Genomic DNA, 1305 nt, shown 5'->3' with positions numbered 1-1305 from the left:
TCTTGGCGGCCGCCGGCATCAAGTCGGCAACGGGTGCTGGCAGGCGTTCTCAGCCGCATGTCCCGGCGCACCCCTTTACGCTGGCTCATGCCCCTTGCGGCCGCCGCGGTGGTGGTGGTGGCTGTGGGCCTGGGTGTGCGAAGCGGCGAACGGGAGAAAGATGTGGACGCGGTGCTGGAGGAGGTGAACGTCACGTTGGCTGCCGACCCGCTGGCTGCTGTGGCCGACGGCCAGGTGGTGCAGGTGGTGGTGCCGGAAATCACCTCCGGCGACAGCAGCTCGTGATAAAGGGGCGCCCATGCTTTTGAGCTTTTTGTTAAGCTTGGCACTGGCCGGTCAAGGGCATGCAGGAGCGCTTGCCTTCCTGCCTGGCGCTTTAGCCCATGGACAAAACCCATTTGGTGTCATGCTCCCCTCGCAGTTGGTGCGCTCCCCTGGGGGTATTTCCGTTGCCAAAACCCTGGGTGCCGTTTCCCTGCGCCCTACTTCGGTTTTTCTGGAGCAGTGGGACGGGACATGCCGGGAGTGCGACCTTGCCTTGGAAGCCGGTTTGCAGCTGGTTCTCACCGTGCGCCACAGTGGCCCGTTGCCCACCGCCCCACCCCGTGACCTGGGAGCTTACCAACGCACCCTAGGCCAGGTGCTGGACACATACCGTCCTTTGGTGCTGGCGGTGGAAAACGAGGAGAACTCGGCGCTGTTTTATACCGGCACGCCGGAGGAATACGCTGCCGAGTTGCAAGCTGCCTGCCAAGTGGCGCATGAGCGGGGTATCCCGTGCACCAACGGTGGGCTGGTGAGCATGCTGGTAGCGCTGTTGGTTTACGATCACTACCGCACCGGTGGGCAACTGGCTGAGGCCGAGGATTTTGCGGCGCGAGCTTTCACGCCCGAGGAGCGGCAGCAGTTGGATTCCCGGCAGGCCCAGGAACAGCTGCAAAAGGGCAAGGCCCTGCTTGCCAGCTACCGCGCCGCGGGGGCAGACTACGTGAACTTCCATTGGTACATTGCCGATCCCCGCGCTTTTGCGGAGGCGGTGGCTTTTCTCAAGGCGCAGACGGGCCTGCCGGTGATCACCAACGAGGTGGGGCAGACCACCGATGATCCCAACCAAACCACGGCCGTCATGGGCAAGATCGTGGAGCTGGGCATCCCGATTGCGGTGTGGTTCGGCATGGATGGGCCAAAAGCGCGGGGGTTGGTGGATGTGGACGGGAGCTTACGGCCCACGGGGGAGGCCTTCCGCCAGTTCATCGCGCAAAACTTTGGAGAAGAAAGGCGCCGTCCCCGCCGCCGGCTCACCCC

2 protein-coding genes are annotated in these 1305 nt (G+C 64.1%); both read left to right on the top strand.

Annotated elements, in window-relative coordinates; translation table 11 throughout:
• Positions 1-285 (top strand): hypothetical protein (locus EG19_RS08605; protein ID WP_235208726.1); only part of this gene is annotated, 285 nt, incomplete at its 5' end.
• A 13-nt stretch (positions 286-298) separates the two neighbouring features.
• A partial coding sequence (locus tag EG19_RS08600) for a glycoside hydrolase family protein (RefSeq protein ID WP_038049756.1) occupies positions 299-1305 on the top strand: 1007 nt, incomplete at its 3' end.

This window comes from Thermoanaerobaculum aquaticum, assembly GCF_000687145.1.
GTDB classification, from domain to species: Bacteria; Acidobacteriota; Thermoanaerobaculia; order Thermoanaerobaculales; family Thermoanaerobaculaceae; genus Thermoanaerobaculum; species Thermoanaerobaculum aquaticum.
This window is presented reverse-complemented; position numbering and strand designations above follow the sequence as displayed.